Below are 25,472 nucleotides of genomic sequence, written 5' to 3'. Positions count from 1 at the left end.
AACGACGCCGAGGCTAACTCACGACCTGTCCTTGCAGCACGGGACGCTTGTCCTTGCCGTGACTGGTGCTGGCTTGGAAGGCAACGGACACTTTGTCGCCATCGAAATGGCACGTCACCGTATCGTGGTGCGGGGTCTCGTAATAGCGCCAGGTCATCTCAAAGGTGTGTTCGTCTTTCCAAACTCCGGCAGCGGCGACCTTGGCGCGGGTGCCGACCGGCGGAGCGCCTCCGGAAATAATGCGCGGCGGCGTGCCCGGCAATGCGGTCTCGCCATGTTCCCAAGCGCCCAGGCCGCTCGAGATGGCATAGACATCCTGCGCGCCGGTGAAGGTGCTGCGCACGTTGCCCTTCTCGAAATCAAACTCGACGCTTTGCAAACCGAGAGGGTTGTTGGCGAGGCGGAAGGTCTTGTTGGAAACATTCGCGGCGATCGGCGAAGCGAATTGACCCGATGGCGGCTGCAACGCCAACCCGGAGAGCCTTTCCTTCAAACGCGCGTCGGCCGCTTTATCGGCCGGCAGAGCGGCGTCTTTCATCGCGGGGAGCAGGTGCTGCCACACCAGGTCCAGTTCACCTTGCAGGTCGCTGCTTTCACCAGTGATGGCGATGACCGCATCCAGTTCGGGCATTACGATCGTGAATTGCCCGAAGGCGCCGTCGCCGCGGAAGGCGTTGTGCCGGCAGCGCCAGAATTGATAGCAGTAACCCTGCAGCCAGTCGTTGTCCTCATGGGGGCGTGAAGGCTTGGCCGGATCGGGTTGCTGAATGTGCTTCGTCGTCGCTTCCTCCACCCACGCCGCCGGAATGATTTCTTTTCCGCCCCACTTGCCCTTCTGCAGATAGAGTTGCCCAAACTTCGCCAGGCCCTCGGTCTGGATGCTCAAGCCCCAGCCGCCGGTATTGATCCCGCGCGGGCAGGTTTCCCAGGTCATGCCTTCGATGCCGAGCGGAGTGAAAAGCTTCGGCGTAAGGTAGTCGATGACCTTCTGTCCGGTCACTGTCTGAACGATCGCCGAGCACATGTAAGTGGCGGCGCTGTTGTAGAGAAAGACGCTGCCCGGGGCGTGCGAGATCGGCGCGGCGAGAAAGGCGCGCACCCAATTCTCCTGCTCGACCATGTCGTGCGTCGGTTCGTGTTCGCTGCCGACGGACATCGTGAGGAGATGCTTCACCTGGAGGGCTGCGAGATTTTCGCTGATCTCCTTCGGCAGATCATCGGGGAAGAACGACGTGACCTTGTCCTCGACGGTCAATTTGCCTTCAGCCACGGCCAGGCCCACCGCGGTCGAGGTGAAGCTCTTGCTCATCGAATACATCGTGTGCGGCAATTCCGCTGCGTAAGGTTTCCACCAACCTTCCGCGATGATCTTCCCATGCCGCGCCATCATGAAGCTATGGAACTCGTGCTTGCTCTGCGCGAGGGCGTCGAGGAAAGCCTCGATGCCCGCGGTGGCCACGCCTTCCGCCTCGGGCGTGCTGCGCGGGAGTTCGCGCGTGGCGGCGAAAGCACGCTGATCCAAGGCGGCTCCGAGCACGATGGCGCCCGCGCCGAAGCCGAGTTGCTTGAGGAAAGTTCTGCGAGTGGGAAGCATGCCCCGAGCCTCGCCAGAACCGCCACGAGGAGCAAGTCCGGGAAGTGGACTCGGGCTCGATCGCTTCCACCGTTGACCAGGTCCAGTGAATACCTTCAAGTTCCCAGACGTGACCAAGACTGCCCCGCCGTCCGCCATTCCCGATCGAGAAGATAGCAGTTCGCGATTTTGGCAGGGCGTCACGGAGTTCTTCCGGAAGCAATCTCCCGGTTGGCTGTATTTCGAGGCCATCGTGCTGATGGGGATCATCGGTGTGCTCGATTTTCTCACCGGTTACGAGGTGGAGTTCTTTCCGTTTTATGCAATCCCGATTCTGCTCGCCGTGGTGTGGGGAGGGCGCAAGGGAGCAGTGCTCATCGCCGGGCTCAGTGCGATGGTGTGGTACGCCGTGGATCGCGCCGCCGGTCACGGATATTCCCAGGAGTGGCTGCGCATCTGGCAGGCCATCGTGCGCCTCTTCTTCTTTTTCCTCGTGGTGGTTGCGGGTATCGCTTTGAAAAAGCAGCGCGATTTCAGTCGCGCACAGCTCGCGCTTTCCGAGCGGCTCCGCGCGATGGAACGCGAGATCATCAGCGTGAGCGAGCGCGAGCAGGTCCGCATCGGTCGCGACTTGCACGATGGCGTCTGCCAATACCTCGTGGCCATCGCTTATACCGCCGGACTTTTGAAGCAGGATCTCGAGCGCGAGGCTTCCGCCAAGGCGGCCACAGCGGGGGAGATCGCCGACCTGCTGCAGGATGCCGTGGTGCGCACGCGCGATCTGGCGCGCGGCCTTTCGCCGGTCGATTCGGATGTCGATGGCCTGGCCTCGGCGCTCGAGGCCCTGGCCTCACGGACGACGAAGCTGATGGGCGTCTCGTGCTTCGTCATCTATCCGAAATCGGTATCGATCCCCGATAACGCCCAGGCGATTCATCTCTATCGCATCGCGCAGGAGGCGGTGAGCAATGCGGTCAAACACGGCCACGCGCGCTCGGTCATCATTGCCCTCGAATCGACCGACCACGAACTTGCTCTCCGGATCAGCGACGATGGCATCGGCTTTGATCCGGCCAAAGTCGAGAAGCGGGGGATGGGGCTCAACACCATGCGCTACCGGGCGCATGTGAAAGGCGGAGATTTGAACATTGAACCGAACAGTCCGACCGGAACAGTAGTAACGTGTACTATTCATAAGATGAACCCTGGCGAACTTCGCAGCGACAGTTACGAGCTATGATCAAGAAGCGTGTCATGATCGTCGACGATCACCCGTTGGTGCGCGAGCGCCTGGCGCAGATCTTCAATCACGAACCCGACATGGAGGTCTGTGGTGAAGCGGAGGACGCGAAGCAAGCCATGGAAACCATCCGCCTGGAAGCGCCGGATCTGGTGATCGTGGACATCACGCTGAAGAACTCCAGCGGCCTGGACCTGATCAAAAGCATCCGGCTGCACTCGGAGACGCTGCCGGTCCTGGTGCTTTCGATGCACGAGGAATCGCTTTACGCGGAGCGTGTCCTGCGCGCCGGAGCCAATGGCTACATCACGAAACATCAGCAACCGGCGGAAGTGCTCACGGCCGTGCGGCGAGTGCTGAGCGGCGATGTCTATGTTTCGGACAAGATGGCGTCGGAGTTTTTGCGGAGCATTTCGACCGGCGTGAAGAGCGCACCGCGTTCGGTGGACCGGCTTACGGATCGGGAGCTCGAAGTGCTGGAATTGATCGGGCGTGGGCGGACGACGCGTGAGATTGCGACGAAGCTCGAATTGGGTATCGCGACGATCGATACCTATCGCGCACGCATCAAGGAGAAGATGGATTTCAACAACGCCTCGGAGTTACTGCACTTCGCGATTCGCTGGGTGCAGGATCGGGAGTAGCGGGGAAAGTGGATAGTTGAGAGTTGAGAGTTGAGAGTCCGCCGCTCGGCCGTGGAAGTGGCCGCTCCGCGGCGTGTTTGATGTAGGACGCGCGCTCTGCCGAAATCGCTATTGCCCTTCGTGCGTTGATCGACAGACTGCGGCGATGAAATTTCCGTTTTCCCCTGTTCTCGCTTCTCTCGTTTCGGTGGCTTGCGGCGTGTCTGCGCTGGCCGCGGATTATTTTCCGCCGCCGGATAGCGATGGTGGATGGCGGACGCTGAAGACGGCGCAGGAGATTCGTGAGAAGGCTGGCATGGATTTGTCGGTGCTCGATGCCGCTTATACGGTCACCGAACGCAGCACTGGCAATGGAGGCCTGCTGGTCGTGCGGCACGGTTATCTCGTTTACGAAAAGTATTTTGGCCGCGCGAGCCGCAACGCCAATCCGGATATGGCGTCCACGGGCAAGGCCTTCACCAGTATCGCCTGCGGCGTCATGCTCCACGAGTTTCACGACAAGATTCCGCAGGGCCTCGATACCAAGGTTTTTACTGAAAAATATCTGCCCGAGGCCTTCCCGCTCGATGATCCGCGCAAGGCGAACATCACTCTCGGCCAGCTTCTGAGCATGAGCGCGGGCTATTGGGGCGAAGGGCAGACACCGATCGGGATGGTGATGGGCAAGGTGCAGCAACTCAAGCCGGTGAAGGGTCAGGACATTCACGACATCGACGGCTCTTCGCTGCACGTGCCGCTGTGGACGGACCCGGGTGCGGGCTACTCATACTCGTCGCCGTCGCCGCACATCGCGTCGATCGTGCTTCGCCACGTCACCGGCATGGAATTGCCGGACTATATCAACGAACGCCTCGCCAAGCCGATGGGCTGGGGACCGTGGGGCTATTGCCTGCACCGTGGCGATTTTCTCATGCCGCACGCCAATGGCGCTGGCAGCACCGCGCTGCACTCGACGGATGTGATGCGCTTCGGTTATTGCCTGCTGCACCAGGGCAAGTGGAAGGAGCAGCAACTCGTGCCGGCGGATTACATCGCGCTGTGCCAGAAGATGCTGCCTTACAATCCGCACACCCCGTTCAGCCTGCAGTTTGAGCAAAATTCGGACGGCCACGTGCTCGGCGCGCCGAAGGATGCCTTCTTCAAATCCGGCGCGGGTGGCTTCTGTCTCTTCGTCGTGCCGTCGCTCGATCTCGTGATCTACAAGCTCGGCGGCAAAGACAACCAGTATGACCCCGCGCTGACCGGCCTGCCGCAGCCCGAGCAGAGCCACGACCGCGACAACTGGAAGCCGCTGGCGAACACGCCGTTCTTCGAGGGCAACCCCTCGAACTCGCTCTGGCGCGTGCTCGAGCTCGTGTCGCTTTCGGTGAAGGAATGAGCGTGTGTTGTCCGAATTGGCGGCGTTCGCGCTGTTAGACGGACGATGCGCTGTTCTCCCCATTCCACGCTCGCTGTTTCCATCGCCTGCACGCTGCTGCCGGTGCTCTCTGCTCCATTATTCGGCGAATCCGTTCCGGCATTTCCCGGCGTCGAGGGGGCGGGACAATTCACCACCGGTGGCCGCGGCGGTGCTGTTTATCGGGTGACGAATCTCAACGCCGATGGCCCGGGCAGTCTGGCCGACGCCGTCAGCCAGCCGAACCGCATCGTCGTCTTCGACGTGTCCGGCATCATCGATCTCACCCACGCAAAGGGCGATAAAGTGAAGGGCGGCAAGCTCGAGATCACGCAGCCGAATATCACCATCGCGGGCCAGACCGCGCCGGGCGAAGGTATCTGCCTCAAGGGCGGTGCATTGGAAATCTCGGCGAGCAATGTCATGGTGCGTTATCTGCGTTCGCGGCGTGGTTTCGTTCGCGACCAAGACACGGGCGATGCCATCGAAGTGAAGCCGACGACGAAGGGCGTGGCGTTGGCCGCTTCAGGGCAGACCACGGAGGCTTTCGAGAAGCGTAAGGCGAAGAAGGAAGCGCGCGGCAAGTTCATCCATGCCTTTGACAGCTTGACCAATATCGTCATCGATCATTGCTCGGCGTCCTGGGCCACCGACGAAAACCTCACGGTGACGCATACGGACCGCTCAACCGTATCCTACAGCATCGCTGCCGAGGGGCTCGACTACACGAATGCCAGGCAGACACCGCCCAATCACTCCGAGGGTTCGCTGTGGGGGAGCGAGGTGCCCGATGGGCGCGCCACGATGCATCACATGCTTTACGCAAACAACCGCCTGCGCAATCCGCGGATGACCGGCGGCGCGGATGTGCCGGCGGTGCTCACGCTTTTCAACAACGTCGTCGCCAATTGGTCCGAATTCGCCACGCACACCGGCAGCGAGCGCGTGCACGTCAATTGGCTGGGCAATTACTACCAGCCCGGCTCTGACACACCGGCGGCCATCCGCGCGAACGCATTTGGCTTTCAAGGCGATCCCGAAGCGCGCGTCTACCCGAGCGGCAATGTCATTCACGGCTCGGACGCATCCACCGAGGATAATCGTCGCGCTGTGGATTGGGGCTCGAAGCTGCGCAACCTCACGCCGGAACAGCGCTCGGCCATGGTGGTGGACGCTCCCTTTGCCGAGCTCCCGGCCAAGGTGCAGAGCGCGACGGAAGCCTACGAGACGGTGCTCGCCGAGTCAGGCGCGACCTTGCCCGCGCGCGATGCCACCGACCTGCGCATTATTCATGGAGTGCGTGACGGTTCCGGCCGCATCCTTCAAAAGGCAACCGACCTTCCCGCCGACCAGCGCTGGCCGGATTATCGTGCACTCCCCGCGCCAGTCGACAGCGACCACGATGGCATTCCTGATTATTGGGAGAAGCAATTTGGCCTGAACCTCAACGACGCGACCGACAGCGCGAAGCTCTCGGGCGGCTACGCCAACATCGAGCACTATTTCAACAACACCGACCCTACCGGCGGCACCACGCCGCTGGTCTATGTCTCGGCGACAGTCTCCCGCGCAGTGGTCGCATCGGGTCAGGCGGGCGAATGGCGGGTGACGCGCACCGGCAGCACCGCGGAGCCATTGCACGTGGAGTATGCGATCACGAGTGACGCGGCGGAGGGCACCGATTTCCAGGCGCTCCCGGGAAGGATTATGATTCCTGCTGGACAGCAGTCGGCGGTCATCCCTGTCTCAGCGTTACCCACCGCCGGCGACAATCGCACTGTCACGATCTCGCTGGCGACTGGACACCCCGAATACCACGTTGGCTGTCCATGCCAATCGTTGGTCGTGATTCGGAAATGAACTAGAACCGCAGGGTGAATTGCACGGCGAAGAGGTTGTTGTAGCGGTTCTGCGCCGGGTCTTCACGCAGCAGGCTGTATTGCAACTTCAGTTGCGTGTACTCGGTGAAGCGATAGCCGAGGGCGATGTCGATGCGCGCGGCGTCGCGACCCCAGCGTTGGAGTTCGTTATCGTCATTGCGAATGCTGCCGAAGAGTTGCTGGTTCCAGCGGAGCGCGGCGAAGAATTGCGGGGTGATTTGGTATCGTCCTTCGATGTAGTAGGAGAAGGTATCCGCATGGGCGATGCCCGGGATGTCGAAGCGCACTTCGAAGAACTCGGCCCACAACTGGAAGTGATGCCAGGCGAAACGGATATCCTGCCCGAGAAGAATTTCCCGGTAGTCGCCGAAGCCGTGACCCGGCGGCACCGTCGAAGCCGCGCTCGGCATGAGATACGGACCGACGCTCGCGGAGATGCCAAACTTCCACATCTCATCGGGTCGCCAGCCGAGTCGTCCGCTGTAGGTGGGATGCGAAAAGCCGACATCCGTAATATTCCAGGCCTCCGGCCGCGAGGAGAGCGCGCTGTTTTTGATTTCGGCGGCGTAGTCGAATTTTCCCAAGGCACCGAAGACCGACATCCCGGTTGCATAGCTCGGTCCCCAGATGATGGGATTGCGCAGGTATTTATCCGCGTAGACGTCCTGTGGCTTGTCGGTCGCGTTCACGTGGCTCCATTGGAGCAGGTCGTACGTTTCTTCGGGCACCATGCTATCCCACACGCCCGTGGGATTTTCGTAGGGGAGGGGAGCGTTGATGAATGGGTTTTCCCACGAGTCGTGACGCGGCGCCCAGTTGCCGACCACCGTTGAGAATTTGCCGGCCTGAACATTGAAACGGCCATCGTCCCAAGGCGTGACGCGCACCGCGTATTCATCGAGTCGCATGCGCCCACCCGAATCGCTGGGATCGAAGCCGCGGTCGACGCGCGATTGGGCAAAGGCGTAGACGTGCGAGCCGAATTGGGCATCGAGAAAGAGCGAGAGGCGCGGATTGAAAAGGGCATGGCGGTCGGTGTCGATGAGCGCGGGCGCAGGCTGCTCGAGGTGATAGGCCTCGAGGTCGACCAGGCCGCTCAGCCGCACCCGGCAGCTTCCATCGAAAGCGGAGAAGGTGAGCGCGTTGTCCAGTTGCTCAATGATCGACTGGGCGCGCGCTTCGACAGTCGCCGCGAGTAGCAGGTAGAGAAACGTGCGGGCGATCTTCATGCGACCGGAGCCGGGCTCAAAGCCTGGGAAATGGCTTCGCGCAGGGCCACAACGCCGATGGGCTTGGCCACGAGCACATCGATCGAAGGGATCTTTTCCTTGTCGAGAAATTGACCGAAGCCGGTGAGGAGAACAATCGGCATGTGTGGCGACACCTGCTTGATCGCGGTGGCCATTTGATCGCCGCTCATGCCCGGCATGGCTTTGTCCGTGATCACCAGATCGAACTTGCCCGCGAGGAAACGGCGCAGTCCATCGACGCCCTGCTCGGCGAGTTCCACCTCGTGGCCATCCTCCCGGAGCGCGGCGGCGAGGAGCGTGCGCACGGGCGCTTCGTCATCCACCACGAGAATGCGGAGTGATTTGGTGGGCGCGGTTTTGGCCGCGACCACGGCGAACTTTTCTTCGCGGAAAAAGGGCAGGGAAATGAGAAAGGTGGTGCCGCGACCGAGTTCGCTGCGCAAATCGATCTGCCCGCCGTGGCGTTGCACGATGCCGAAGACCATGGAGAGGCCAAGACCGGTGCCGCGTTCGCCCTTGGTGGTGAAGAAGGGTTCGAGGCAGCGCTGGCGCACTTCCTCCGTCATACCCGTGCCGGAGTCGGCCACTTCCAACACGCCGCAGTCACTCTCGCGGCGGGTGCGAATGGTGATGGTGCCCCCGGCTGGCATGGCGTCGACGGCGTTGAAGATGAGATTGGTGAGCACTTCGCGGAGCGCCGATTCCTCGCCGCGCACCGGTGGCACATCACTCAATTGCGGGACGATGCTGATCGTGACGCCATTGGCCTGGGCCTGATCCTTCCACCTCGGTTGTGTGAGCTTGATGGCTTGATTGACCAGGCGCGACAATTGCACGGGGCCGAATTCCTCCTCGCCGGTATTGGCACGATAGAATTCGCGCAAGCGACTCACCACGCTGGCGGCATCCTTGGCTGCGGTCTGGATGGTCTCGAGATAACTGAGGCATTTCTTGCGATCCTGCAGCGCGTTGGGGCTCAGTTGCAGCAATTCGCAAAAGCCGAGGATGGGGACGAGCGCGTTGTTGAAATCGTGGGCGATGCCGCTGGCCATTTGCCCCAGCGCGCGGAGACGTTCCTGCTGGATGACGTGTTGCTGCGCGGCTTCGAGATCGGCGAGCGCTTTCTGCAACTCGGCATTGCGCGCGTGCAATTCCTCATTGGTCACCTCCAGGGCTGCCTCCGCCCGCTCGCGCTGCACGACGTTTTCCGCGGAGACGACTTCGAGCGTTTCGACCGGCGCCGAGAGACGGGAGGAAAGAATGTGGCTCAGGCCAAGACCGGCCAGCAGCACGAGAAAGCCGATACCCACGATTTCCCAACGCAACTCTCGCTGGCGGGCCAGGGCGTCGGCCTGCGAATACAGCGAGACTTCGTAGGCCGGAGGATAGTGCGAGCCGGGATTGGTCTGCTTGAGGAAAAGCAGATGCGGAACGCCATCGATGTCTTCGGAAAGACTGGTGAAACCGGAAGCCAGCAGATGCGGGGGGAGGCCATCCAGCCGGGAGGCGATTTTATCCACCGCAGCCGGCGAGAGCGCCGGCATGTGCAGGCGGCCATTGAGCCACAGGCCGGCGGTGATCCGGCCGTGCGCCGGAGTATCGCCGCCGAGCGCGATCGGCTTGAAGCCGATGACCAGCGCGGCGACGACGGCGTTCGCATTGCGCGAAAAGATCGGTGTGACGATGACTTCGTCGACGGCTTCGCCGCCATCGGCCTTGTGCACGACGACGAAACCGACCTGGTGATCCTCGGGTAAACCGCGCAGCGCGAGATCCCTTTCGTCGAACTTGTCGCCTCTCTCGAGCGCGCCGAAATCTTCGGCGGGCGGTGGAATCACGGCGCCTTTCTCATCGAGGAAGCGATAGAATTTGGCGTTGAGCACCGCGCCGGGTGTTTCGGCGCCGCCTTCGCGGGTGGCGAGGGCGTCGGGCAATTCCGTCTGGGCGGTGCGGTAGACCAGATCCGGAGCGTCATCCTCGAAGGCGGCACGGATGCGAGACTCGACGAGTTGCCGGCAGCGCTCGGTGAGCACGGCGAGACGCACATCGCGCGCGGCGTGTTCGGCGGCAATCTGGCTTTGGAAATCGGCTCGCGTGTTCCGCTCGAAATTCTCCGCGACGTTGCGCTGCGCGATGATCAAGGCCACGCCGGTGATCGACACGACGATGATCATCATCGCGACGAGAAGCTTCGTCCGAAAGTGATGAGTGCGAAGAGGCGGCAGCGCGCTCACGGGAAGTCGAGGTGCAGCGTCCCTCCGCTTTTCAGGTCCACCGGCTGTTCCTTGGTCGTCTTGCTATCCACCCAGGCCTTGAGCGTGTAGTGACCGGCGGGTAGCCCGGTCAGGCGATAGTGCCCTTCGGTATCGCTGGTGGTGAAGTGCGGGGTGTCGAGGACGAGGATGAGCCCGCGCATGTGCTCGTGGATGTCGCAATGCAGCGTGACGAGCCCGGCCACATCGAAGACTTGTGAGGGGATCGGTCGCTCATCCGACCGGTAGCGACCGAGGTCGAAGCGCTTGGCCGGGGAGTAGGAAAAGATGTTGTGAAAGGTGTCGTCGAGATTCGGGAACTCGACCTTCGTGCCGGCCTGCACGGCGAGCAGCGGCGTGACGAAGGCGAGGTTCTTCTGCGCCATTTGCTGCACGGGCAGGTTGGCCGGCTTGGAAAATTTCCCTTCCAGATAGACAACCGCGCGGGGTGGGTCGGTAGCCACGACGCCGTTTTTCGTCACGATCTCATAACGCTTGTTCATCACCGGAGCGGCGTGCGATTTCGGCAGCGTGACGTGTCCCTCGATGACCGTATCGGCCAGACAGGTCGTGCGTATCAGCAATAATACGCAGACGATGGGCAAAAAAAGGGGTAGGCGCATGAAAAGGTGGATGAAAATCCAGCAATGGGTGTGCCGTCGTAGATAGGGGAAAACCCCGATGGTTGGAATTTTTGGAAACCGTTGTCCAGGACCGAACGTGCTGAAGGGCGGCGCCGGTCGCCGATTCAACAGAATGCTTGGCAGGCGCGGCCAAACCTTTGCACTGTGGCGCCCATCATGCGTTTACGCCCCTCTCTCTTCCTCATCGAAAGGAATCATTCATGTCGGATTTGCTAGTTAGAGACCGTTGGTATGCCTTGATCGTGGCCGGGCCCAGCGGCTCTGGAAAGAGCGTGGTGGCCGAGGCCCTGGCCAGGGAGATGAGCCTGCCGCTGATTGACGCGGACGATTACCACAGCCGCGAGGCAGTGGAGCAGATGAAGAGCGGCCAGCCGTTGTCCGATGCTTACCGCCAGAATTGGGCGGAGCGCATCATCGGCGGGATGATTGCCTGGCGGCGACGTGGGGAAAGCGTGATCATCGCTTGCTCGTGCTTGCGGCGCCGCACGCGGGATCGCTTCCGCACTTATGTGAATGAAGCGCGCATGGTGGGCGGCCAGGTGGCGATCGCCTGGCTCGACGTGAAGCCGGAGGTCTTGAAGCAGCGGCTCGAGGCACGCGAAGCAGCGCACACCCATTTTTTCCCGGCTTCGCTGCTGAGTTCGCAGCTCGATGCCGCGGAACCGCCCGACACCAAAGCAGAGCCTTCGATCGTCCGCGTCGAGGTAGGGACGGAGCCGCCCGATGGCGTGGCCGACCTGGTGTGGCAGGCGATGCCGCAACTGCATCCGTTTGCGATGCGGTCGTAACGGGCCGCAATCGGCAGAGGGTAGCCACGAAGAGGCACAGAAGGCGCAAAAGACGGTCGGCTTCGGCCGGCAAATTTTTGTGCCCGCTGCGTCTTTTTGTGGCCGCTCGTCTACATTCTCAAGCTGAGCTTGCGGTGGAGTGGCTCGGTCGGTTATGCGATGGCCATGACCCCTAAATACGCTGTCCTCGCACTCTCCGTTGCCGTTTTCGCTTCGCCTGTTTTGCACGCTACTTCCTCGGCCAGCCTGGAACAGGAATACCAGCAGGAGCGCACGATCGCGCTGCGGGATCCGAAGGTGCGGGCGGCTTATGAAGAGGCTGACCGAAAGCTCGAGGCGAAGATCATCCAGATCGACCCGGCGCTGGCCGACTATGTCCATCACCGGGGGACTGGGCCGGAGAAACCGGTCAGCACGCCCAAGCCGGTAGTGGCCAGACCCTACACGCCCAAGAAGCCGGCTGCGACGGTGGGTGGCTTCCATACCACACACACGGTGGCCAAGGGTGAAACACTTGGCGGCATCGCCAGCCAGTACGGCGTATCCGTGACGGCGCTGAAGACGGCCAATCACATCACCGACGAGAAGAAGCTTTCGATCGGGACGGTGCTGAGCGTTCCGCCGAAGACGAAGTAGTTCGGGCGGGAGCCGCAATACGAAAGGGCGGGCCACCGACGCTGTCGTGATTCGCTCAGCGTATTTGCCGGACGCTGCGGCGTGGTCTCACCCACTCAGCTTCTCTCGGCCATGAGGTCGGGTGAAGTCGAGCAGGGGACCGAGGGGCACGATCCGCGTCGGGTTGATATCGTCGTGGGTGTAGTAGTAGTGCCGCTTGATGTGGTCGAGATTGACCGTCCCGGCGATGCCCGGCAGTTGGTAGAGATCGCGCAAATAGCCGTCGAGATGCGCGTAGTCGAAGATGCGTCGCAGGTTGCACTTGAAGTGCCCGAAGTAGACAGCATCGAAGCGGACGAGCGTGCAAAAGAGACGCCAGTCCGCCTCGACGGGTTTGGAGCCGAAAAGGTAGCGACGCGTGGCGAGTCGGGTGTCGAGTTCATCGAGCGCAGCGAAGAGAATGCGAAAGGCATTCTCGTAGGCCCGTTGGCTGGAGGCGAAGCCGGCACGGTAGACGCCGTTGTTCACCCGCGAATAGATGAATTCGGCCAGCTTGCGATGGTCGTCTTCGATTTCCTTGGGAAAGAGGTCGGGCAATGTGCCACCGGGAGCCACCAAGCCGGTGAAGGCCTCGGCAAACATCCGGCAGATGTCGTCCTCGGAATTGTTCACGATGCGCCGCGTGGTTTTGTCCCAAAGCACCGGGACGGTGACGCGACCCTGGAATTGCGGATCGGTCGTCGTGTAGGCCTGGCTCAAAAAACTAAAGCCCTCGATGGGGTCGTGGCTGTAGCCGGGGCCATCGCGAAATGCCCAACCGCGTTCGTCGCGGATCGGATCGACGACGGTGCAGCCGACCGCCTCTTCCAGCCCTAGAAGATGGCGAACGATGACCGTGCGGCTGGCCCAAGGACAGGCGAGCGAAACATAGAGGTGATAGCGGCCGGGTTCCGCTGGATAAGCTGTGGAGCCGTCGGAGGAAACCCAGTCGCGAAAGGCATCTTCCTGCCGTTCGAATTCGCCGTCGTCGTTCTGTTCATCCGGAAACTGCGCGCTCATGGCGGTGAATGTAGCAACACCTGACGTTTGCGCGAGCATTGGCGTTCCTATCGCGTGGCGAAATCCTTTCCTGAACGGCTTTTTCGGGGCACAACGCCAGGGCGATGAAATACTATTTCTTCAAACTGCTCCCGCCGCGCCCGACTTTCATGCAGGACATGACGCCGGCGGAACTCCAACTCATGCAGGAACACGCTGGCTACTGGCGCGGTCAATTGGAACGAGGATACGCCGTGGGCTTCGGTCCGGTGGCTGATCCGGCGGGCGGCTTTGGCATGGGCCTGTTGGAATTGCCGGACGAGGTCGATCCGGCTTCTCTCACGGCGGGGGATCCGGTCATCAAGGCCGATGTCGGTTTTCGCGCCGAGGTTTTCCCGATGCCGCGAGCGGTGGTCCGTGCCGCGCCCCGGGCGTAGAGAAAGGGGGGCGAATCGGCTGATGGGAAAAGCGAATTTGTGTAAAGGTTTCCACCACAAGATGGTTGGAGATATACGCAGGAGCACGAGTTTCCTCCTTTCGCCCCCAATAGATGCGCCACTTCACTTCCTTTTACTGCGAACGATGCGGGCAGTTGCGGCGTTTCACCAAACGCGGCCTGGAAACTTATCGCCACATGCTGGGCACCATCGTGACCTGCGGTTTGTGGGCGATTCCGTGGTGGTTCCTCCGCCGTCGTGAGGACGAACGCCCGTGGCGCTGCTGCATGTGCAACGCGCGGCAGATACCGACGGAAGAGCCACCGCATGCCCGCGTGCGGCGGGAACAACACAAAAGCGGGCCTGTGCCACCGATCGCGCCGCGTCGTGAGCCGCGAGGATGATGCAGTCGCGGCGGTTCTGTCAGGCGGTCTTTTCCGCCGGCGGCACCACGAGGACCGGGCAGTGCGCCTTCTTCAGGACATCCGCGGTGTAGGTGCCGATGAAGAACTGGTAGAGGGCGCCGTGGTGATGCGTACCGACGACGATAAGATCCGCCTCCAGGCCGTGGCAAAGGTCCACGACCTTGCCGACATCGGCCTGCTCGAGTTGTTGCGCGGAGACCTGGACCCCGGATTCGGCCAGTGAGTCCTGCAGTTGGAGGAGTTGGCCGTAATCCTTTTTGACGCGTTTCTCCGAAGGCGGCTGCAGCAGGGTTGGGGAGGCGATGCCAAATTCCACGACTGCCGGTTCGGCGGGCACGACGTGCACCAGAATGAGCCGGGCGCCGTAGGTGTGCGCATGCATGGTGGCCTGCTCGAGGACTCGCTGTGTAACATCGGAAAAATCGACAAGCGCGATGATCGTTTTCATGAGAGAGAAGCCGGCGGAGAAAAATATCTTCGGGCTCCCATCCAAGCTCACCGGGAAGTGCGAAAGCAAGCGTGTGTTCTTCGATATTTGTGCTAAAGTCTCGTGGGCTGCGTCGCGAAGCTTCGGCTACGTCATCGACGACACTGTCCCCAACTCCATTTTCCCATTTTCTTTATGAGTAATGCCGTTGCGTCCTCCAGCCATAGCCACACTCGCACCGTGGTTGTTTCTCCCTCGGATTCGACCGTCGTTCCGTGGTTGCAACTGCGGGCGCGCATCCGCGAAGGGCTGTCGCAACGCAATTACTACGTGGCGAGTTCTGAGGACCTGGGCCTGCTGTGGGAGGGAGAGCTGCTTGACGCCTCGGAACGGCGCCGGCGGATCACAGTCTTTGCGGCGCAACATCAGTGGCGGGTGGAGACGGAGGCGGATGGAAGCACGGCGCGTTTCCAGGTCGCGACGGCCTCCGGGCTCTTTCGGGAGACCTTGAGTCGGAATCACGAGTAGATTTCTGCGGGACTGACTACCGTGACTGGTCGGCGCGAGGCATCGATCGTCTCTGTGTTCTCAGGCTTGTCCCTGATCTGCGTTAGGGGTATCCCTCCCGCATTCTCCGTAATCGCCCCCGGTGGCATGGGCACGCGCGTGGCTTTATCAAAAACGCGTCTATGAAAATTGCCCGTCAAAATAATTCCGAATCCCAATTGGACACGGCGCGTGTGGCGTTGTTCCTTAAGCTGTTCATCCGTTTGCCGATGCCCCCGCGCCGTCGCAATATCCGTGGCCGATGAGTACTCTTCGAATTCTCCATGTCGATGACGAGGTCGCCCTGACGACGATTTTTCAAATCGTTCTCGAAGGCAGTGGCCGCTATGAGGTCCGGGAGGAATCCTGCGGTCGCCGGGCGCTCGATACGGCCCGCGAATTCCGCCCCGATTTGATCCTGCTCGATAAAGAGATCAACGGGATGAATGGCGAAGAAGTGGCGGCGAAGCTTCAGGAGGATCCGACGCTGCGCGGTGTGCCCATCGCTTTTGTGACCGGTGGAGTGACCCGCGACGAGGCTGCGGCCGAGTCCGTGCCCACACTGCCGAAGCCGGTGTCGCCTTCGGAACTCCTCCGGTTTGTCGATGATCTGCTGAATTTCAACGCCTGCGTTGGTTCTGAGGCGAAGTAATCGGCGTCGCCATCGCTAGTGGGCCGCGGCGAGGTTTGCCGCGAGAGCCGCGTCGAGGTCGGCTTTGAACTCGGCCGCTCCTAAATTGGAGGTTGGATGTTCAGTGCTGGATGTTGGATGTTCTTCCCCAACCGTCGCTTCCATGAAGATCACCGTATTTCTCCGCGCGTCGCTCCTGGCTCTCTTCCTCCTGCCCCGCGTCTTTGCGGAAACTCCCGTGGAGTGGTCGGAGAAACACATTCGCGCTCAAGTGAAGCCCGACATGCCGGGCGTGGCCGTGCTCGTGGCACGCGATGGCCAAATTCTTTTCCAAGGCGGCTTCGGCCTGGCCGATGTGGAGCAGAAGGTTCCGATTACCACGGAGACGAAATTTCGCATCGGCTCGGTGACGAAACAGTTCGTCGCCTCGGCGATCATGAAACTCGCCGAGGAGGGTAAACTGGCGATCAGCGATCCGCTCGCGAAATACTTTCCCGATCTGCCAAATGCGAAGGAGATCACCTTGAAGAATCTTCTCACCCACACGAGCGGGCTGAAGAGCTATACCGAGCGGCCCGATTTCTTCGCGGGCGTGACCAAGCCGATCGAACCCACGGCGTTGATTGTCTCGATGCAGAAGGACAAACCGAACTTCGCTCCGGGGACGCGTTACGAATACTGCAATTCCGGCTACTTCCTCCTTGGAGAGATCGTGGCCAAAGTTTCCGGGCAGTCTCTCGCCGATTACCTCCGAACCACGTTTTTCGAGCCACTCGGGATGAAGGACACTGGCATTTATGTGAATGCGAATTCGCCAGCGGGCGCGGCCAAGGGTTACGCGGTGGCGGGTGGAAAGGCGACTCTGGCGCTGGATTGGGACATGTCGTGGGCCGGTGGGGCGGGGGCGATTTATTCCACGGTTGGCGATCTCTTCCACTGGACCGAGACGCTCCACGCCGGTCGCGTGGTCAATGCCGAGTCGCTGAAGGTGATGACTACGCCTTATCCGCTGCCGCCCGAGGTCGATCCCTCCCACTATGGTTTCGGCCTGGTGATCTCCGATTTTGAGGGGCTTCCCGCGATCTGGCACAATGGTGGATTGCAGGGTTGGTCGAGCAATGTGGTCTGGCTGCCGGGACAGAAGGTCGTCCTCGTGGCGCTGGCCAATGCGCTGCCTCCCCAGCCCAGCCTCGAGCCGGCCGCTCTCAATCACCAGTTTGCGAAGCATTTCCTCGCCGACGAAATCGCCCAACTGCCCAAGCCGTTGGAGGACAAGGCGGTCGATCCCAAAACCTTCGTGGCCTTTGTCGGTCGTTACGATTACCTGAGCGCGATCATGAACGTGACGCTGGAGAACGATCACCTATACGCCCAACTGACCGGCCAGGAGAAATACGAGATTTTCTCGAAAGCACCGGATGTTTTCTTTTGGAAAATCACGTCGGCGCAGGTGCAATTTCTACGCAACGACAAAGGCGAAGTGACCGCCGCGCGGCACTCGCAGAACGGCAACACCTTTCGCGCTCCGCGCCTGACCGACACCAAGGTCACGCCCGAACAACTCGATGCCTTCGTGGGCAAATACTACTACGGCCCCGCCGCGGTGTTGAACATCCGGCGGGACGACCGGCAGCTCTATGCCCAACTCACCGGGCAGCCCGAAATGCCCATCTTTCCCACGGCCGACGACAGCTTCGAGTGGCACATGGTCAAGGCCAGCATCCACTTCCTGAGGGGCGAGGACGGCAAGGTGACCAAGCTGGTGCACACGCAAAACGGCAACACGATCGACGCGCCGAAACTTGTTCCGGCCAAGTAGTGAGGCGGAAGGAGTTGCTGGCCGTCCATAGAGGGCGTACCGAAACTCATTCGGGATGAAGAGTGACCACGGATTACGCGGATTTCACGGATTACAGAAATCTGCTCCGCTCGCCTCATCTGTGAAATCCGCGTAATCCGTGGTCAAAACTCCTTTTGTCCGGCTTTCGGTCCACCCTCTTACGGACTGGCCAGCTTCGAGCCCTGCAAGTCGATGTTCAATTGCAGGTGGCCTTTGTTATTGATGTCGCAGCGACCGATGACGCCGGAAATGACAATCTCACTACCGACAGTGGCCTTGCCATCCGGTGGGACGGAGCTTTCTGGGAAGTAAGCCCAGAGGCGCCCGTTGATGTCATCGCCAGTCCCGTTGGCGACAGAAGCGTCCACCATGCGGACGCGGAATTTGTTGCGCTTTTCTGCGACAGGCTCGGCGACGGCGATCTTCACGCGGAACTGAGCCGGCTTCCCTTTGGCATTCTGAGCCAGGTATTGATTGATCTCGGTGATGCCGGCTTCCACGGTCGATGCGTCCTGGAGCTTCTTCAGCGAATCTGGCGGCACGGATTTCAGAACATCCGCCAGCGATCCAAACGTGCCCGCCGGGAGCGGGGAAGTGGGAATTGCCGAAGGAGGCGGGGCCGCCGGCCTGGCGAAGGGCGCCGAGGCGGGAGGTCTGGTTTCCGGCATTGGGGTCGCGGCAGGGCTGGGAGCGACGGGTTGCGGCGGTTGGTTTTCGACGACCTTGCTCGGTTCCCGCACTTCCACGTCGTCGACCTGCACCTTGCCGGTGCCGATCAGCGTCGCGATGTTCAATTCACGAGCGTCGACGTTTCCACCCGCACGGGTATAGAGGATGTGGAATTCGCGCCAGCTTCCATCTTCGGGCAACTGCTTGTTCCAGATCAGCGAACCACTGCCGGTTTGATGAATGGAGACGCGCAATCCCGGGCCGGTGTAATTGAGTGACCGGGCGCGGAAGATGACTTCCACCTGCTGGAGTTGCTTCATGTGAAACTCCTGCTTGATGTCTTTCATCCGGCTCTTGGATGCCTCAATCTCGCACACGCGATTGCCTTCCGGCAGTAAGACGATCTTGCCGTCGCCTTTCCAAATCTGCATGCCGGCTTCGAAACTGCCATTGACGATGAGGTTGCCGGGGACGTCGGCGCTGAACCCGAGTGTGGCCGAGAGGAGGAGAGAAGTGCTGGAGATGAACCAACGCGCAGCGAAGGAGTAAGCCATGGGGAGAAAATGAGTTTGAGGGCCTGCCTTTTGAACCCCGTGGACTTTATCCTTCGAGAGCTGTGCGGGTCAAAACGAATTGGGCGTCAGTCGACGACGGTCGCTTTGCTGCCCACGAATTGTCCATAGCGCCGAGCAGGTGCAGCGAGGGCGCGTCGGACGGTTGGGCCGAAACTCTCGAAAGGAGTGGGAGTGATCGATAGCGCGGATTTCTGGGCGATGCGCTTCCAAGTGCCGATGACCTGGCCGTCGACCACCACTGTGGGATGGAACACCCCATTGGAAGACGGACAGATCTTGTCCGCGTGCTTCGGTGCCAACGATGGAGAGCGGTCGCGATAGCCGAGCATGAATTCATCAAAGCCAGGCAAGAGATATGCGGCACTCGATTTCTTCGCCGCAACCGGTGTGTCGGTCGAAAACCAGTAGGTTTTCTCCGCCACGTTTTCGCGGGCGAGTCTCGTGGAGAGCAGGTGCACACCGGCTTTCGCCTCGGAAATGCGCAGCCCGGACCAGGCGACGAAATCGTCCATCGTGGCCGGGCCATGACTGGTGAAATAGCGGAGAGCGAGTTCGGCAAGGCAGGCTTCCGCATCGCGCGGTTGGCCAGCGGGCAGCCATTCGTCGAGCAAGGTGAAGGTGGGTTGCTTTCCCCGGTGTGTGCCGAAGCAGAGCAGGCCTTCCTGCGCGAGGCGCCACAGGATGTGATAGCCGCGCTGGTCCGTGGTGCTGATCCGCGATTTCTCGAGCAGGGCGAACATTTCCTCGCGGGTCAATTGCTGACCGCCACGCAGGGCCTTGAGGAAGATCTTCTCGGCGCGCGTAAAAATCGCGTCCGTCAATTCCAGTTGCCGGTGCCGGCCGGCGCTGCGGGCAATGATGCGCGGGGCGAGCAGCGTGCGCATCCAGTGCAAGTCCTCTGCTGCGACGAAATGCAGCGTGCCACGCATCGGCCAGGTGCGAACGATCGTGCGCTCGGCGATGGCGTGCTCGATGTCCTCTTGCGTGGCACCGGGCAGACGCAGTCCGATCGACCACAGCGCGCCGGGATAGTCCTGGGCCTGCATCGCGCCCAGCCAGGCGACGACCTCTGCCGGGCGCGTGAAGCGGTGCGTGGAGATCTGCTGGTTGTGAAGTCGAAGGCGGCCGATGTTCAAAGGCCACTGTTCTGGCATCAGTCGGACCGGGATGCAATCTGTCGCGATTGTCACAATCATGATGCAAACCGCGAATTCCGCGGCTAGATAGCTCGGTGTGAGCTCTTTCCAGAAAACCCTCTTCGTCAATCCACCCTCGTGGCAAGGCTTCGATGGCGGAGCGGGGTCGCGTTATCAGGCAAAACGTGAGGTGCGTTCGTTCTGGTTTCCGACCTGGCTGGCGCAACCGGCGGCGCTGATCGAGGGGGCGAAGCTGGTGGATGCGCCGCCGCATGATCTGTCGCGGGACGATGTCCTGCGGATTGCGCGGGATCAGGAGATCGTCATCATCCACACCAGCGCGCCGACCTTGCGCGGCGACGCCGAACTGGCCGAGGCGTTGAAGTTACAGAACCCCGATGTGCGCGTCGGATTGGTCGGCGCCCACGCGGCCGTGCTCCCGGAGGAGACGTTGCGCGCGAGCGAGGCGATCGATTTCGTCGGGCGCAAGGAATTTGATTTCACCTGCCGCGATGTCGCACTCGGCAAGCCGTTGGCGGAAATCGATGGGCTTTCCTTCCGCCGCGACGGCCAGATCGTGCACAATGCCGAGCGGGCGATGATCGAAAGCTTCGACGAGTTGCCGAGTGTCATGGATGTGTATGCGCGTCACCTGGAGATCGAGCGTTATTTCATCGGTTACCTGAAGCACCCCTACGTTTCGCATTACACCGGGCGCGGTTGCCCGGCGCAGTGCACGTTTTGCCTCTGGCCGCAGACCGTCGGCGGACATAAGTATCGCGCGAAATCACCGGCCGGTGTGGCGCGAGAGATGGCCCATGCGCAGCGGCTTTTTCCGCAGGTGAAGGAGTTCTTTTTCGACGACGATACGTTCACCGCGTATCAGCCCCGCGCGCGGGAGATCGCCAGGGAACTCGGCAAGTTGGGGATGACATGGAGTTGCAACGCACGGGCGAATGTCAACTACGAGACGCTCAAGACGATGCGCGACAATGGGCTGCGGTTGCTGCTCGTCGGTTACGAGAGCGGTGTGCAGCGCATTCTCGATAACATCAAGAAAGGCATTCGCATCGAGGAGGCGCGGGAGTTCACCGAGAATTGCCGGAAGCTCGGGATCACCATTCACGGGACATTCATTCTCGGATTGCCGGGCGAGACGCCGGAGACGATTCGCGAGACGATCGAATATGCGAAGTCGCTCGATGTGTTTTCGATTCAAGTGAGCCTCGCGGCACCGTATCCGGGCACCGAGCTTTACCGGCAGGCCAGGGAAAATGGCTGGTTTGCCGGCGACGCGCATCTCGTGGATGAATTCGGCCAGCAAGCCGCGGCGCTGGAATACGAAGGCCTGACGCAGGCGGAGATCTTCCGCTCGGTCGAACGCTTCTACAAAGCGTACTACTTCCGTCCGCGCCCGATCGCCCGCATGCTCGGCGAAATGCTCGGCGATTGGGATATGATGAAACGGCGTTTGCGCGAGGGTGCGGAGTTTTTCCGTTTCCTCAGTTTGCGCAGCGCGGGGACTTAGGTGCGGGTTAATACTGGTTTCTAGTTTCTAGTTTCTAGTTTCTGGTTCCAAGTGGGCGCCGCGCAATCTGAGGGGTCGCGACTTGGGACAACCAGAAACGAGAAACAAGAAACGAGAAACCTACTTGCCGTCCGTCCCGACAGCGATCTTCACCGGTGGGCCGAAGTAACGAGGCTTGGTGTGGAGCAGGTAGACTTCGAGAAAGGCCACGGTGCGGGAGGCGAGTTCGCGGGTGCGGACCTTTTTCGACCACCAATAGGCGACCCGTTCCGAAGGAAAGCCCACAACATCGAGGCCATAGGAGCGCGCGAGGAATACGGAGCGCGAGATGTGAAAGTCATCGGTTACGATCGTGAAGCGTTGCAGGCCGAAGACATTCTTTGCGCGCGCCATTGAGTCGAGCGTGCGGAAGCCCGCATAGTCGAGTGTGATCGCGGAGCGGGGGACACCACGGGCGATCAACGCGTCGCGCATCCACGTGGGTTCGTCGTATCCGACGTGGCCGTTGTCACCGCTCACGAGCAGATGGCGCACCTTGCCTTCATGGTAGAGGCGGGCGGCGGTGTTCATGCGCCCGAGGAAGAAGGGATTTGGGCTATGGCCGTCGCCGTTGTAACGCGAGGTGCCGAGCACCAGGGCGACGTCGGTCTTTGGCAGGAGCGCGAGGTCGGTGAAGATCGCCTCGCGCGTGCTATGAATGACCCAGTAATTGGCGCCGGCGACGAAAGCGACGAAGAGAAGAGCCAGCGCGGTGAGGACGAGCCAGAACGAGCGGCGTTTGAGAAAAGAGAGACCCATCGAGATGGGAGCTTGGGATGGAAAATGGGAAATTGAGAATGGAAAATTTTGCAACGATTAGCTGGCGGGGGAATGGCGCGGCAGTGGTAGCGGCGGTCTGTGACCTGATCTTTATAGAGACATCTCCGCAACATGCCACCGCTCCGAATGCCACTGGGAGCGGCGACTTCCCAGTCGCCGACCGAAAAACCTCGGCGCGAAGCGCCCTCCCTGAAGGGCACCGCTCCGCGGTGCAGGGTTTTTTCTAGGAAGTCGCCCCTCCCCGTGCTCTCGTGACTCATTGCCCCTTCTAGGAAAGATGTGCATAAAGATCAGGTCTGTGACCGGCGACCGTATTTGCCTTTTTCGGCATATCGTGTTGACAGCTCCTCCATCACCCCTGTAGCACCCTGCCCATGCCCCCAACGCTGCTCCGATTTGGCCAGGTGCTGATGCTCCTGGTGCTTTTCGCGGCTTCGGGTGGGCATTGGATGGCGCTGCAATCGCTGGCGTGGACGCGTATGTTGCTCTCGTATTCGCGCAGTGGTCACATCGTGACTGCGGTGACGAAGACCTTCGACGGCAAGCATCCATGTTCGCTGTGTAAGGAAGTAGCACGTTCGAAGAGCGCCGAGCCGCAGCCGGCGCAGAACATGGAAGTGGAAAGCCAGGCGACGTTTGTCATGCCGGCGCTGATGACCTTGGTGAGGTTGGAGGGAACCTCGTGGAAATTGGAAATCCCGGAATGGCACGGTAAAGCCCGTGCGGAGCAACCGACAGCCCCGCCTCCTCGAGGCGAGTTGGCCTAATTCGCAAACCGCTCCCTGCCCACCACGCTGTTCGTGGCCGGGCTTCTCCATTCATCCGCGGATCGTGCGCACACTGACGTGCGGCGCCGCATTTCCATCAATCTAATCCACATGAAAATTTCTCCTTATCTTCTTCCTCTTCTCTCCCTCTCCATCGCCGCTCCCGCTCTCGCTTGCGATTTTTGCGGCTGCTACACGCCCTCTCTCCGGGTGGTCGACGAAAAATCCTTCAGCCTCTACGGCGGTGCCGCGGAACAATTCACGCACTTCGGCACCGAGCGTCTCAATGGTGTGAAGCAACCCAATCCGGCGGGCGAATACATCGACAGCTCCATCACCCAATTTGTGGTCGGCGCTTCCTTCTTCCACGATCGAGTCGCTGTGCAGCTCAGCGTGCCCTACATCTATCGCGCCTTTCAGCGTCAGCTCGGCTTCGATATCGATCGCGGACACGTCGATGGCCTGGGTGACCTGACGCTCACGACCAACGTGACCGTCTTCCGAAAGGAAGCGCTTTTCCATGAGGAAGCCGCCTCGTATTCGAAGGACGGGAAACAGGTCATGCCCGCGCGGCGTGGCGAACCGGATTTCAGCGCCACGGTCAGCCTCACGGCCGGCATCAAATTTCCCACGGGCGACAGCGATCGGCTGAAGGAGAACTACCGGCCGGATGTGGAAGGCGCGCCGGACAGCGGCATCGGACCGCACGATCTCGCGCTCGGCAGCGGTTCCGTCGATGGGATTTTTGGCATCCAGGCTGAGTTGCGTTACAAGGCGTTGTTCCTGCAGGCGGAGTTGGAGTATTCCGTGAGAGGGTATGGCGACTTCCAGTTCCGCTATGCGAACGAGCTCGCCTGGAGCGGCGGCCCCGGCGTGTATCTTTATCGCAAGAACGGCAAATCCCTCGGCGTGCAGTGTGTGGTTGCCGGGGAAACCAAGGGCTATGATCGCTTCCAGGGTGTGCCCGATCCTGACAGCGGCGTGACGGCGCTTTACGTTGGGCCGCGCATCGTCGCCTCGTTCGGGCGCATCAACGGCGAGGTCAGCGTGGATCTGCCGGTGATCATGAACGCGACGTCGTTCCAGACCACCGCCGACTATCGCATCCGCGCTGGTTTCACGGTGCAGTTCTAAGAGACTGTAAATCAACCTGCAGAGAGGTTGTCTGGCCCGCGAATTACACAGATGAAGCGAATGGAAATCATCGCATTCGTGTCATTCGCGTGATTCGCGGGCCTTCTTTTCACCGTCGCTAAAGCCGCTCCGCCACGTTCGGGCTTGCGTGGGCGGGCGCGGCTTTGAAACAAAGGAAGCATGTTTCCTCCCACCCTCCGCTCCGTCGTTCGTCTCGCGTCCGTTGCCGTTGCCACCTCGCTGTTCTGCGCGTCTGCGCCCAGCAGTTTCGCGGAGATTCCCGTCAAGCCGGGCGACAAGGTGGCTTTTCTTGGAGATTCGATCACCGCGCAGGGATGGAGCAATCCGGCTGGTTATGTGAAATTGATCGTTGCGGCGTTCGATGCCAATGACATCAAGATCGACCCGGTCCCGGCGGGCATCAGCGGACACAAATCCAATGACATGCTGGCGCGTGTCGATCGCGACGTGCTGAACAAAAAGCCGCAATGGATGACGCTGAGCTGTGGCGTGAACGACGTGTGGCACGGCTTGAAAGGCGTGCCCCTCAACGACGCCGAGGCCGCGGCGCAGACCTACCAAAAGCGCAACGAGATGGAGCCGCCGAAGGGGACGTACGAGAAGAATATCACGGAGATCGTGGACAAGGCCCTCCACGCTGGTGTGCAGGTGGTCATCCTCACCTCGACGCCGATCAAGGAGGAGAATCTGGGGAACGACGAGAACAAGAAGCTGGTGGCCTACAATGATTTCCTGCGCAAGCTGGCGAAGGAAAAGCATCTGCCGCTGGCCGACCTGAACGCGATGTTCCAGGAGCGCATCAAGGCAGCGAATCGGCCAGGACAGAAGATCTTCACCGTCGACGGCGTGCACATGAATACCGACGGCAACAAGGTCATGGCGACCGGCGTATTGCAGGCTTTCGGCTTCGACGCTGCGCAGCTCAAGAAGGCGGAAGCGGCATGGGTGCCCCTCGAAGCGCAGGCCGTGGAGAGTGCGAAAAAAGCTGCCGAGGCCAGGGCGGCGAAAGCGGCCGCCAAAGCCGCGGCGACGCCCGTGCCGGCGAAGTAAAGATTACGGGATAGCACCGCAGCCACGGAACTCTGGGAGGGGCGATCTCCAGGTCGCCCTGCACCGCGGAGCGTTGCCCCACGAACAGAGGCGCTTCGCGAGATCCTATACCTCCTTCTTCCTATATCTCCTATCGCTAAGGCGAAT

General features: G+C 61.0%; 24 protein-coding genes. 15 read left to right on the top strand and 9 right to left on the bottom strand.

Going from position 1 to position 25,472, the window contains the following annotated elements:
* Positions 1–13: 13 nt before the first annotated feature.
* On the bottom strand, positions 14–1,594 hold the full coding sequence (locus CFE428DRAFT_RS23320; protein ID WP_006982122.1) for a serine hydrolase domain-containing protein: 1,581 nt from the start codon (positions 1,592–1,594) through the stop codon (positions 14–16).
* A 109-nt stretch (positions 1,595–1,703) separates the two neighbouring features.
* Between CFE428DRAFT_RS23320 and CFE428DRAFT_RS23315 the strand changes: the two genes are divergently transcribed.
* From CFE428DRAFT_RS23315 to CFE428DRAFT_RS23300, 4 genes are all read left to right on the top strand, one after another.
* Positions 1,704–2,813 (top strand): sensor histidine kinase, encoded by a 1,110-nt coding sequence (locus CFE428DRAFT_RS23315; RefSeq protein ID WP_131989963.1) that lies wholly within the window; start codon positions 1,704–1,706, stop codon positions 2,811–2,813.
* Positions 2,810–3,457 (top strand): response regulator transcription factor, encoded by a 648-nt coding sequence (locus tag CFE428DRAFT_RS23310; protein WP_006982120.1) that lies wholly within the window; start codon positions 2,810–2,812, stop codon positions 3,455–3,457. The genes CFE428DRAFT_RS23315 and CFE428DRAFT_RS23310 overlap by 4 nt, the downstream gene beginning before the upstream one ends.
* 145 nt (positions 3,458–3,602) lie before the next feature.
* A complete protein-coding gene (locus CFE428DRAFT_RS23305) occupies positions 3,603–4,835 on the top strand; it encodes a serine hydrolase domain-containing protein (protein ID WP_006982119.1) in 1,233 nt (410 codons plus the stop codon).
* Between the two features lie 45 nt (positions 4,836–4,880).
* The gene (locus CFE428DRAFT_RS23300; protein WP_006982118.1) at positions 4,881–6,713 is read left to right on the top strand and encodes a hypothetical protein; all 1,833 of its coding nucleotides are present in this window, start codon (positions 4,881–4,883) and stop codon (positions 6,711–6,713) included.
* Position 6,714: 1 nt separating this feature from the next.
* Here CFE428DRAFT_RS23300 and CFE428DRAFT_RS23295 read toward each other — a convergent pair whose 3' ends face one another.
* Genes CFE428DRAFT_RS23295 through CFE428DRAFT_RS23285 form a run of 3 tightly spaced genes read right to left on the bottom strand, consistent with a single transcriptional unit; the run spans position 6,715 to position 10,858 of the window.
* Positions 6,715–7,962, bottom strand: coding sequence for a hypothetical protein (locus CFE428DRAFT_RS23295; protein WP_006982117.1), 1,248 nt, complete (start codon positions 7,960–7,962; stop codon positions 6,715–6,717).
* Complete coding sequence (locus tag CFE428DRAFT_RS34320; protein WP_049975730.1) at positions 7,959–10,217, bottom strand: ATP-binding protein; 2,259 nt, start codon at positions 10,215–10,217, stop codon at positions 7,959–7,961. The genes CFE428DRAFT_RS23295 and CFE428DRAFT_RS34320 overlap by 4 nt, the downstream gene beginning before the upstream one ends.
* The gene (locus CFE428DRAFT_RS23285) at positions 10,214–10,858 is read right to left on the bottom strand and encodes a carboxypeptidase regulatory-like domain-containing protein (protein WP_006982115.1); all 645 of its coding nucleotides are present in this window, start codon (positions 10,856–10,858) and stop codon (positions 10,214–10,216) included. Before CFE428DRAFT_RS23285 ends, CFE428DRAFT_RS34320 begins: the two co-directional genes overlap by 4 nt.
* Before the next feature lie 221 nt (positions 10,859–11,079).
* Here CFE428DRAFT_RS23285 and CFE428DRAFT_RS23280 point away from each other — a divergent pair, with 221 nt between their 5' ends.
* Both CFE428DRAFT_RS23280 and CFE428DRAFT_RS23275 read left to right on the top strand, forming a co-directional pair.
* On the top strand, positions 11,080–11,667 hold the full coding sequence (locus CFE428DRAFT_RS23280; protein WP_006982114.1) for a gluconokinase: 588 nt from the start codon (positions 11,080–11,082) through the stop codon (positions 11,665–11,667).
* A 96-nt stretch (positions 11,668–11,763) separates the two neighbouring features.
* Positions 11,764–12,303 (top strand): LysM peptidoglycan-binding domain-containing protein, encoded by a 540-nt coding sequence (locus CFE428DRAFT_RS23275; RefSeq protein WP_006982113.1) that lies wholly within the window; start codon positions 11,764–11,766, stop codon positions 12,301–12,303.
* 87 nt (positions 12,304–12,390) lie between these two features.
* Here the strand turns inward: CFE428DRAFT_RS23275 and CFE428DRAFT_RS23270 are convergent, their stop codons facing one another.
* Entirely contained in the window at positions 12,391–13,341 is a 951-nt protein-coding gene (locus tag CFE428DRAFT_RS23270; RefSeq protein ID WP_006982112.1) for a glutathione S-transferase family protein, read from the bottom strand.
* A gap of 104 nt (positions 13,342–13,445) precedes the next feature.
* Here CFE428DRAFT_RS23270 and CFE428DRAFT_RS23265 point away from each other — a divergent pair, with 104 nt between their 5' ends.
* Together CFE428DRAFT_RS23265 and CFE428DRAFT_RS38300 are read left to right on the top strand one after the other, a co-directional pair.
* Positions 13,446–13,757, top strand: a complete 312-nt coding sequence (locus tag CFE428DRAFT_RS23265; protein WP_006982111.1) for a YciI family protein — start codon at positions 13,446–13,448, stop codon at positions 13,755–13,757.
* A 113-nt stretch (positions 13,758–13,870) separates the two neighbouring features.
* Entirely contained in the window at positions 13,871–14,161 is a 291-nt protein-coding gene (locus CFE428DRAFT_RS38300; RefSeq protein WP_042725611.1) for a DUF4234 domain-containing protein, read from the top strand.
* A 19-nt stretch (positions 14,162–14,180) separates the two neighbouring features.
* On the opposite strand, the gene CFE428DRAFT_RS23255 is transcribed toward CFE428DRAFT_RS38300, so the two are convergent.
* Entirely contained in the window at positions 14,181–14,630 is a 450-nt protein-coding gene (locus CFE428DRAFT_RS23255; RefSeq protein WP_042725610.1) for a universal stress protein, read from the bottom strand.
* A gap of 174 nt (positions 14,631–14,804) precedes the next feature.
* On the opposite strand from CFE428DRAFT_RS23255, the gene CFE428DRAFT_RS23245 reads away from it, so the two are divergent.
* From CFE428DRAFT_RS23245 to CFE428DRAFT_RS23235, 3 genes are all read left to right on the top strand, one after another.
* Positions 14,805–15,137 (top strand): hypothetical protein, encoded by a 333-nt coding sequence (locus CFE428DRAFT_RS23245; protein ID WP_006982108.1) that lies wholly within the window; start codon positions 14,805–14,807, stop codon positions 15,135–15,137.
* A 280-nt stretch (positions 15,138–15,417) separates the two neighbouring features.
* Entirely contained in the window at positions 15,418–15,807 is a 390-nt protein-coding gene (locus CFE428DRAFT_RS23240; RefSeq protein ID WP_006982107.1) for a response regulator, read from the top strand.
* 142 nt (positions 15,808–15,949) lie between these two features.
* Positions 15,950–17,605 carry a serine hydrolase gene (locus CFE428DRAFT_RS23235; RefSeq protein WP_006982106.1) on the top strand — a complete coding sequence of 552 codons (1,656 nt, stop codon included), beginning with the start codon at positions 15,950–15,952 and terminating at the stop codon, positions 17,603–17,605.
* A 179-nt stretch (positions 17,606–17,784) separates the two neighbouring features.
* Here CFE428DRAFT_RS23235 and CFE428DRAFT_RS23230 read toward each other — a convergent pair whose 3' ends face one another.
* Both CFE428DRAFT_RS23230 and CFE428DRAFT_RS23225 read right to left on the bottom strand, forming a co-directional pair.
* Positions 17,785–18,849: a hypothetical protein gene (locus CFE428DRAFT_RS23230; RefSeq protein WP_006982105.1), complete on the bottom strand. Its 1,065-nt coding sequence runs from the start codon at positions 18,847–18,849 to the stop codon at positions 17,785–17,787.
* Between the two features lie 86 nt (positions 18,850–18,935).
* Positions 18,936–20,024, bottom strand: a complete 1,089-nt coding sequence (locus tag CFE428DRAFT_RS23225; protein WP_042725608.1) for a winged helix DNA-binding domain-containing protein — start codon at positions 20,022–20,024, stop codon at positions 18,936–18,938.
* 79 nt (positions 20,025–20,103) lie between these two features.
* On the opposite strand from CFE428DRAFT_RS23225, the gene hpnJ reads away from it, so the two are divergent.
* A complete protein-coding gene (hpnJ, locus tag CFE428DRAFT_RS23220) occupies positions 20,104–21,534 on the top strand; it encodes a hopanoid biosynthesis associated radical SAM protein HpnJ (RefSeq protein ID WP_006982103.1) in 1,431 nt (476 codons plus the stop codon).
* A gap of 120 nt (positions 21,535–21,654) precedes the next feature.
* Here hpnJ and CFE428DRAFT_RS23215 read toward each other — a convergent pair whose 3' ends face one another.
* Entirely contained in the window at positions 21,655–22,332 is a 678-nt protein-coding gene (locus CFE428DRAFT_RS23215; protein WP_006982102.1) for a SanA/YdcF family protein, read from the bottom strand.
* 395 nt (positions 22,333–22,727) lie between these two features.
* Here CFE428DRAFT_RS23215 and CFE428DRAFT_RS23210 point away from each other — a divergent pair, with 395 nt between their 5' ends.
* From CFE428DRAFT_RS23210 to CFE428DRAFT_RS23200, 3 genes are all read left to right on the top strand, one after another.
* A complete protein-coding gene (locus tag CFE428DRAFT_RS23210; protein ID WP_006982101.1) occupies positions 22,728–23,120 on the top strand; it encodes a hypothetical protein in 393 nt (130 codons plus the stop codon).
* Positions 23,121–23,231: 111 nt separating this feature from the next.
* A complete protein-coding gene (locus CFE428DRAFT_RS23205) occupies positions 23,232–24,254 on the top strand; it encodes a hypothetical protein (RefSeq protein ID WP_006982100.1) in 1,023 nt (340 codons plus the stop codon).
* Positions 24,255–24,434: 180 nt separating this feature from the next.
* Complete coding sequence (locus CFE428DRAFT_RS23200; protein WP_006982099.1) at positions 24,435–25,325, top strand: SGNH/GDSL hydrolase family protein; 891 nt, start codon at positions 24,435–24,437, stop codon at positions 25,323–25,325.
* The last annotated feature ends 147 nt before the right edge of the window (positions 25,326–25,472 follow it).

The sequence above is a fragment of the Chthoniobacter flavus Ellin428 genome, from assembly GCF_000173075.1.
GTDB classification, from domain to species: Bacteria; Verrucomicrobiota; Verrucomicrobiia; order Chthoniobacterales; family Chthoniobacteraceae; genus Chthoniobacter; species Chthoniobacter flavus.
This window is presented reverse-complemented; position numbering and strand designations above follow the sequence as displayed.

Bases quoted from the DNA above. Each gene is read 5' to 3' on its own strand.
- CFE428DRAFT_RS23320 (WP_006982122.1), bottom strand. From the start codon at position 1,594: ATGCTTCCCACTCGCAGAACTTTCCTCAAGCAACTCGGCTTCGGCGCG.
- CFE428DRAFT_RS23310 (WP_006982120.1), top strand. From the start codon at position 2,810: ATGATCAAGAAGCGTGTCATGATCGTCGACGATCACCCGTTGGTGCGC.
- CFE428DRAFT_RS23305 (WP_006982119.1), top strand. From the start codon at position 3,603: ATGAAATTTCCGTTTTCCCCTGTTCTCGCTTCTCTCGTTTCGGTGGCT.
- CFE428DRAFT_RS23300 (WP_006982118.1), top strand. From the start codon at position 4,881: ATGCGCTGTTCTCCCCATTCCACGCTCGCTGTTTCCATCGCCTGCACG.
- CFE428DRAFT_RS23295 (WP_006982117.1), bottom strand. From the start codon at position 7,962: ATGAAGATCGCCCGCACGTTTCTCTACCTGCTACTCGCGGCGACTGTC.
- CFE428DRAFT_RS23285 (WP_006982115.1), bottom strand. From the start codon at position 10,858: ATGCGCCTACCCCTTTTTTTGCCCATCGTCTGCGTATTATTGCTGATA.
- CFE428DRAFT_RS23280 (WP_006982114.1), top strand. From the start codon at position 11,080: ATGTCGGATTTGCTAGTTAGAGACCGTTGGTATGCCTTGATCGTGGCC.
- CFE428DRAFT_RS23270 (WP_006982112.1), bottom strand. From the start codon at position 13,341: ATGAGCGCGCAGTTTCCGGATGAACAGAACGACGACGGCGAATTCGAA.
- CFE428DRAFT_RS23265 (WP_006982111.1), top strand. From the start codon at position 13,446: ATGAAATACTATTTCTTCAAACTGCTCCCGCCGCGCCCGACTTTCATG.
- CFE428DRAFT_RS38300 (WP_042725611.1), top strand. From the start codon at position 13,871: ATGCGCCACTTCACTTCCTTTTACTGCGAACGATGCGGGCAGTTGCGG.
- CFE428DRAFT_RS23255 (WP_042725610.1), bottom strand. From the start codon at position 14,630: ATGAAAACGATCATCGCGCTTGTCGATTTTTCCGATGTTACACAGCGA.
- CFE428DRAFT_RS23245 (WP_006982108.1), top strand. From the start codon at position 14,805: ATGAGTAATGCCGTTGCGTCCTCCAGCCATAGCCACACTCGCACCGTG.
- CFE428DRAFT_RS23240 (WP_006982107.1), top strand. From the start codon at position 15,418: ATGAGTACTCTTCGAATTCTCCATGTCGATGACGAGGTCGCCCTGACG.
- CFE428DRAFT_RS23235 (WP_006982106.1), top strand. From the start codon at position 15,950: ATGAAGATCACCGTATTTCTCCGCGCGTCGCTCCTGGCTCTCTTCCTC.
- CFE428DRAFT_RS23230 (WP_006982105.1), bottom strand. From the start codon at position 18,849: ATGGCTTACTCCTTCGCTGCGCGTTGGTTCATCTCCAGCACTTCTCTC.
- CFE428DRAFT_RS23225 (WP_042725608.1), bottom strand. From the start codon at position 20,024: ATGCCAGAACAGTGGCCTTTGAACATCGGCCGCCTTCGACTTCACAAC.
- CFE428DRAFT_RS23215 (WP_006982102.1), bottom strand. From the start codon at position 22,332: ATGGGTCTCTCTTTTCTCAAACGCCGCTCGTTCTGGCTCGTCCTCACC.
- CFE428DRAFT_RS23210 (WP_006982101.1), top strand. From the start codon at position 22,728: ATGCCCCCAACGCTGCTCCGATTTGGCCAGGTGCTGATGCTCCTGGTG.
- CFE428DRAFT_RS23205 (WP_006982100.1), top strand. From the start codon at position 23,232: ATGAAAATTTCTCCTTATCTTCTTCCTCTTCTCTCCCTCTCCATCGCC.
- CFE428DRAFT_RS23200 (WP_006982099.1), top strand. From the start codon at position 24,435: ATGTTTCCTCCCACCCTCCGCTCCGTCGTTCGTCTCGCGTCCGTTGCC.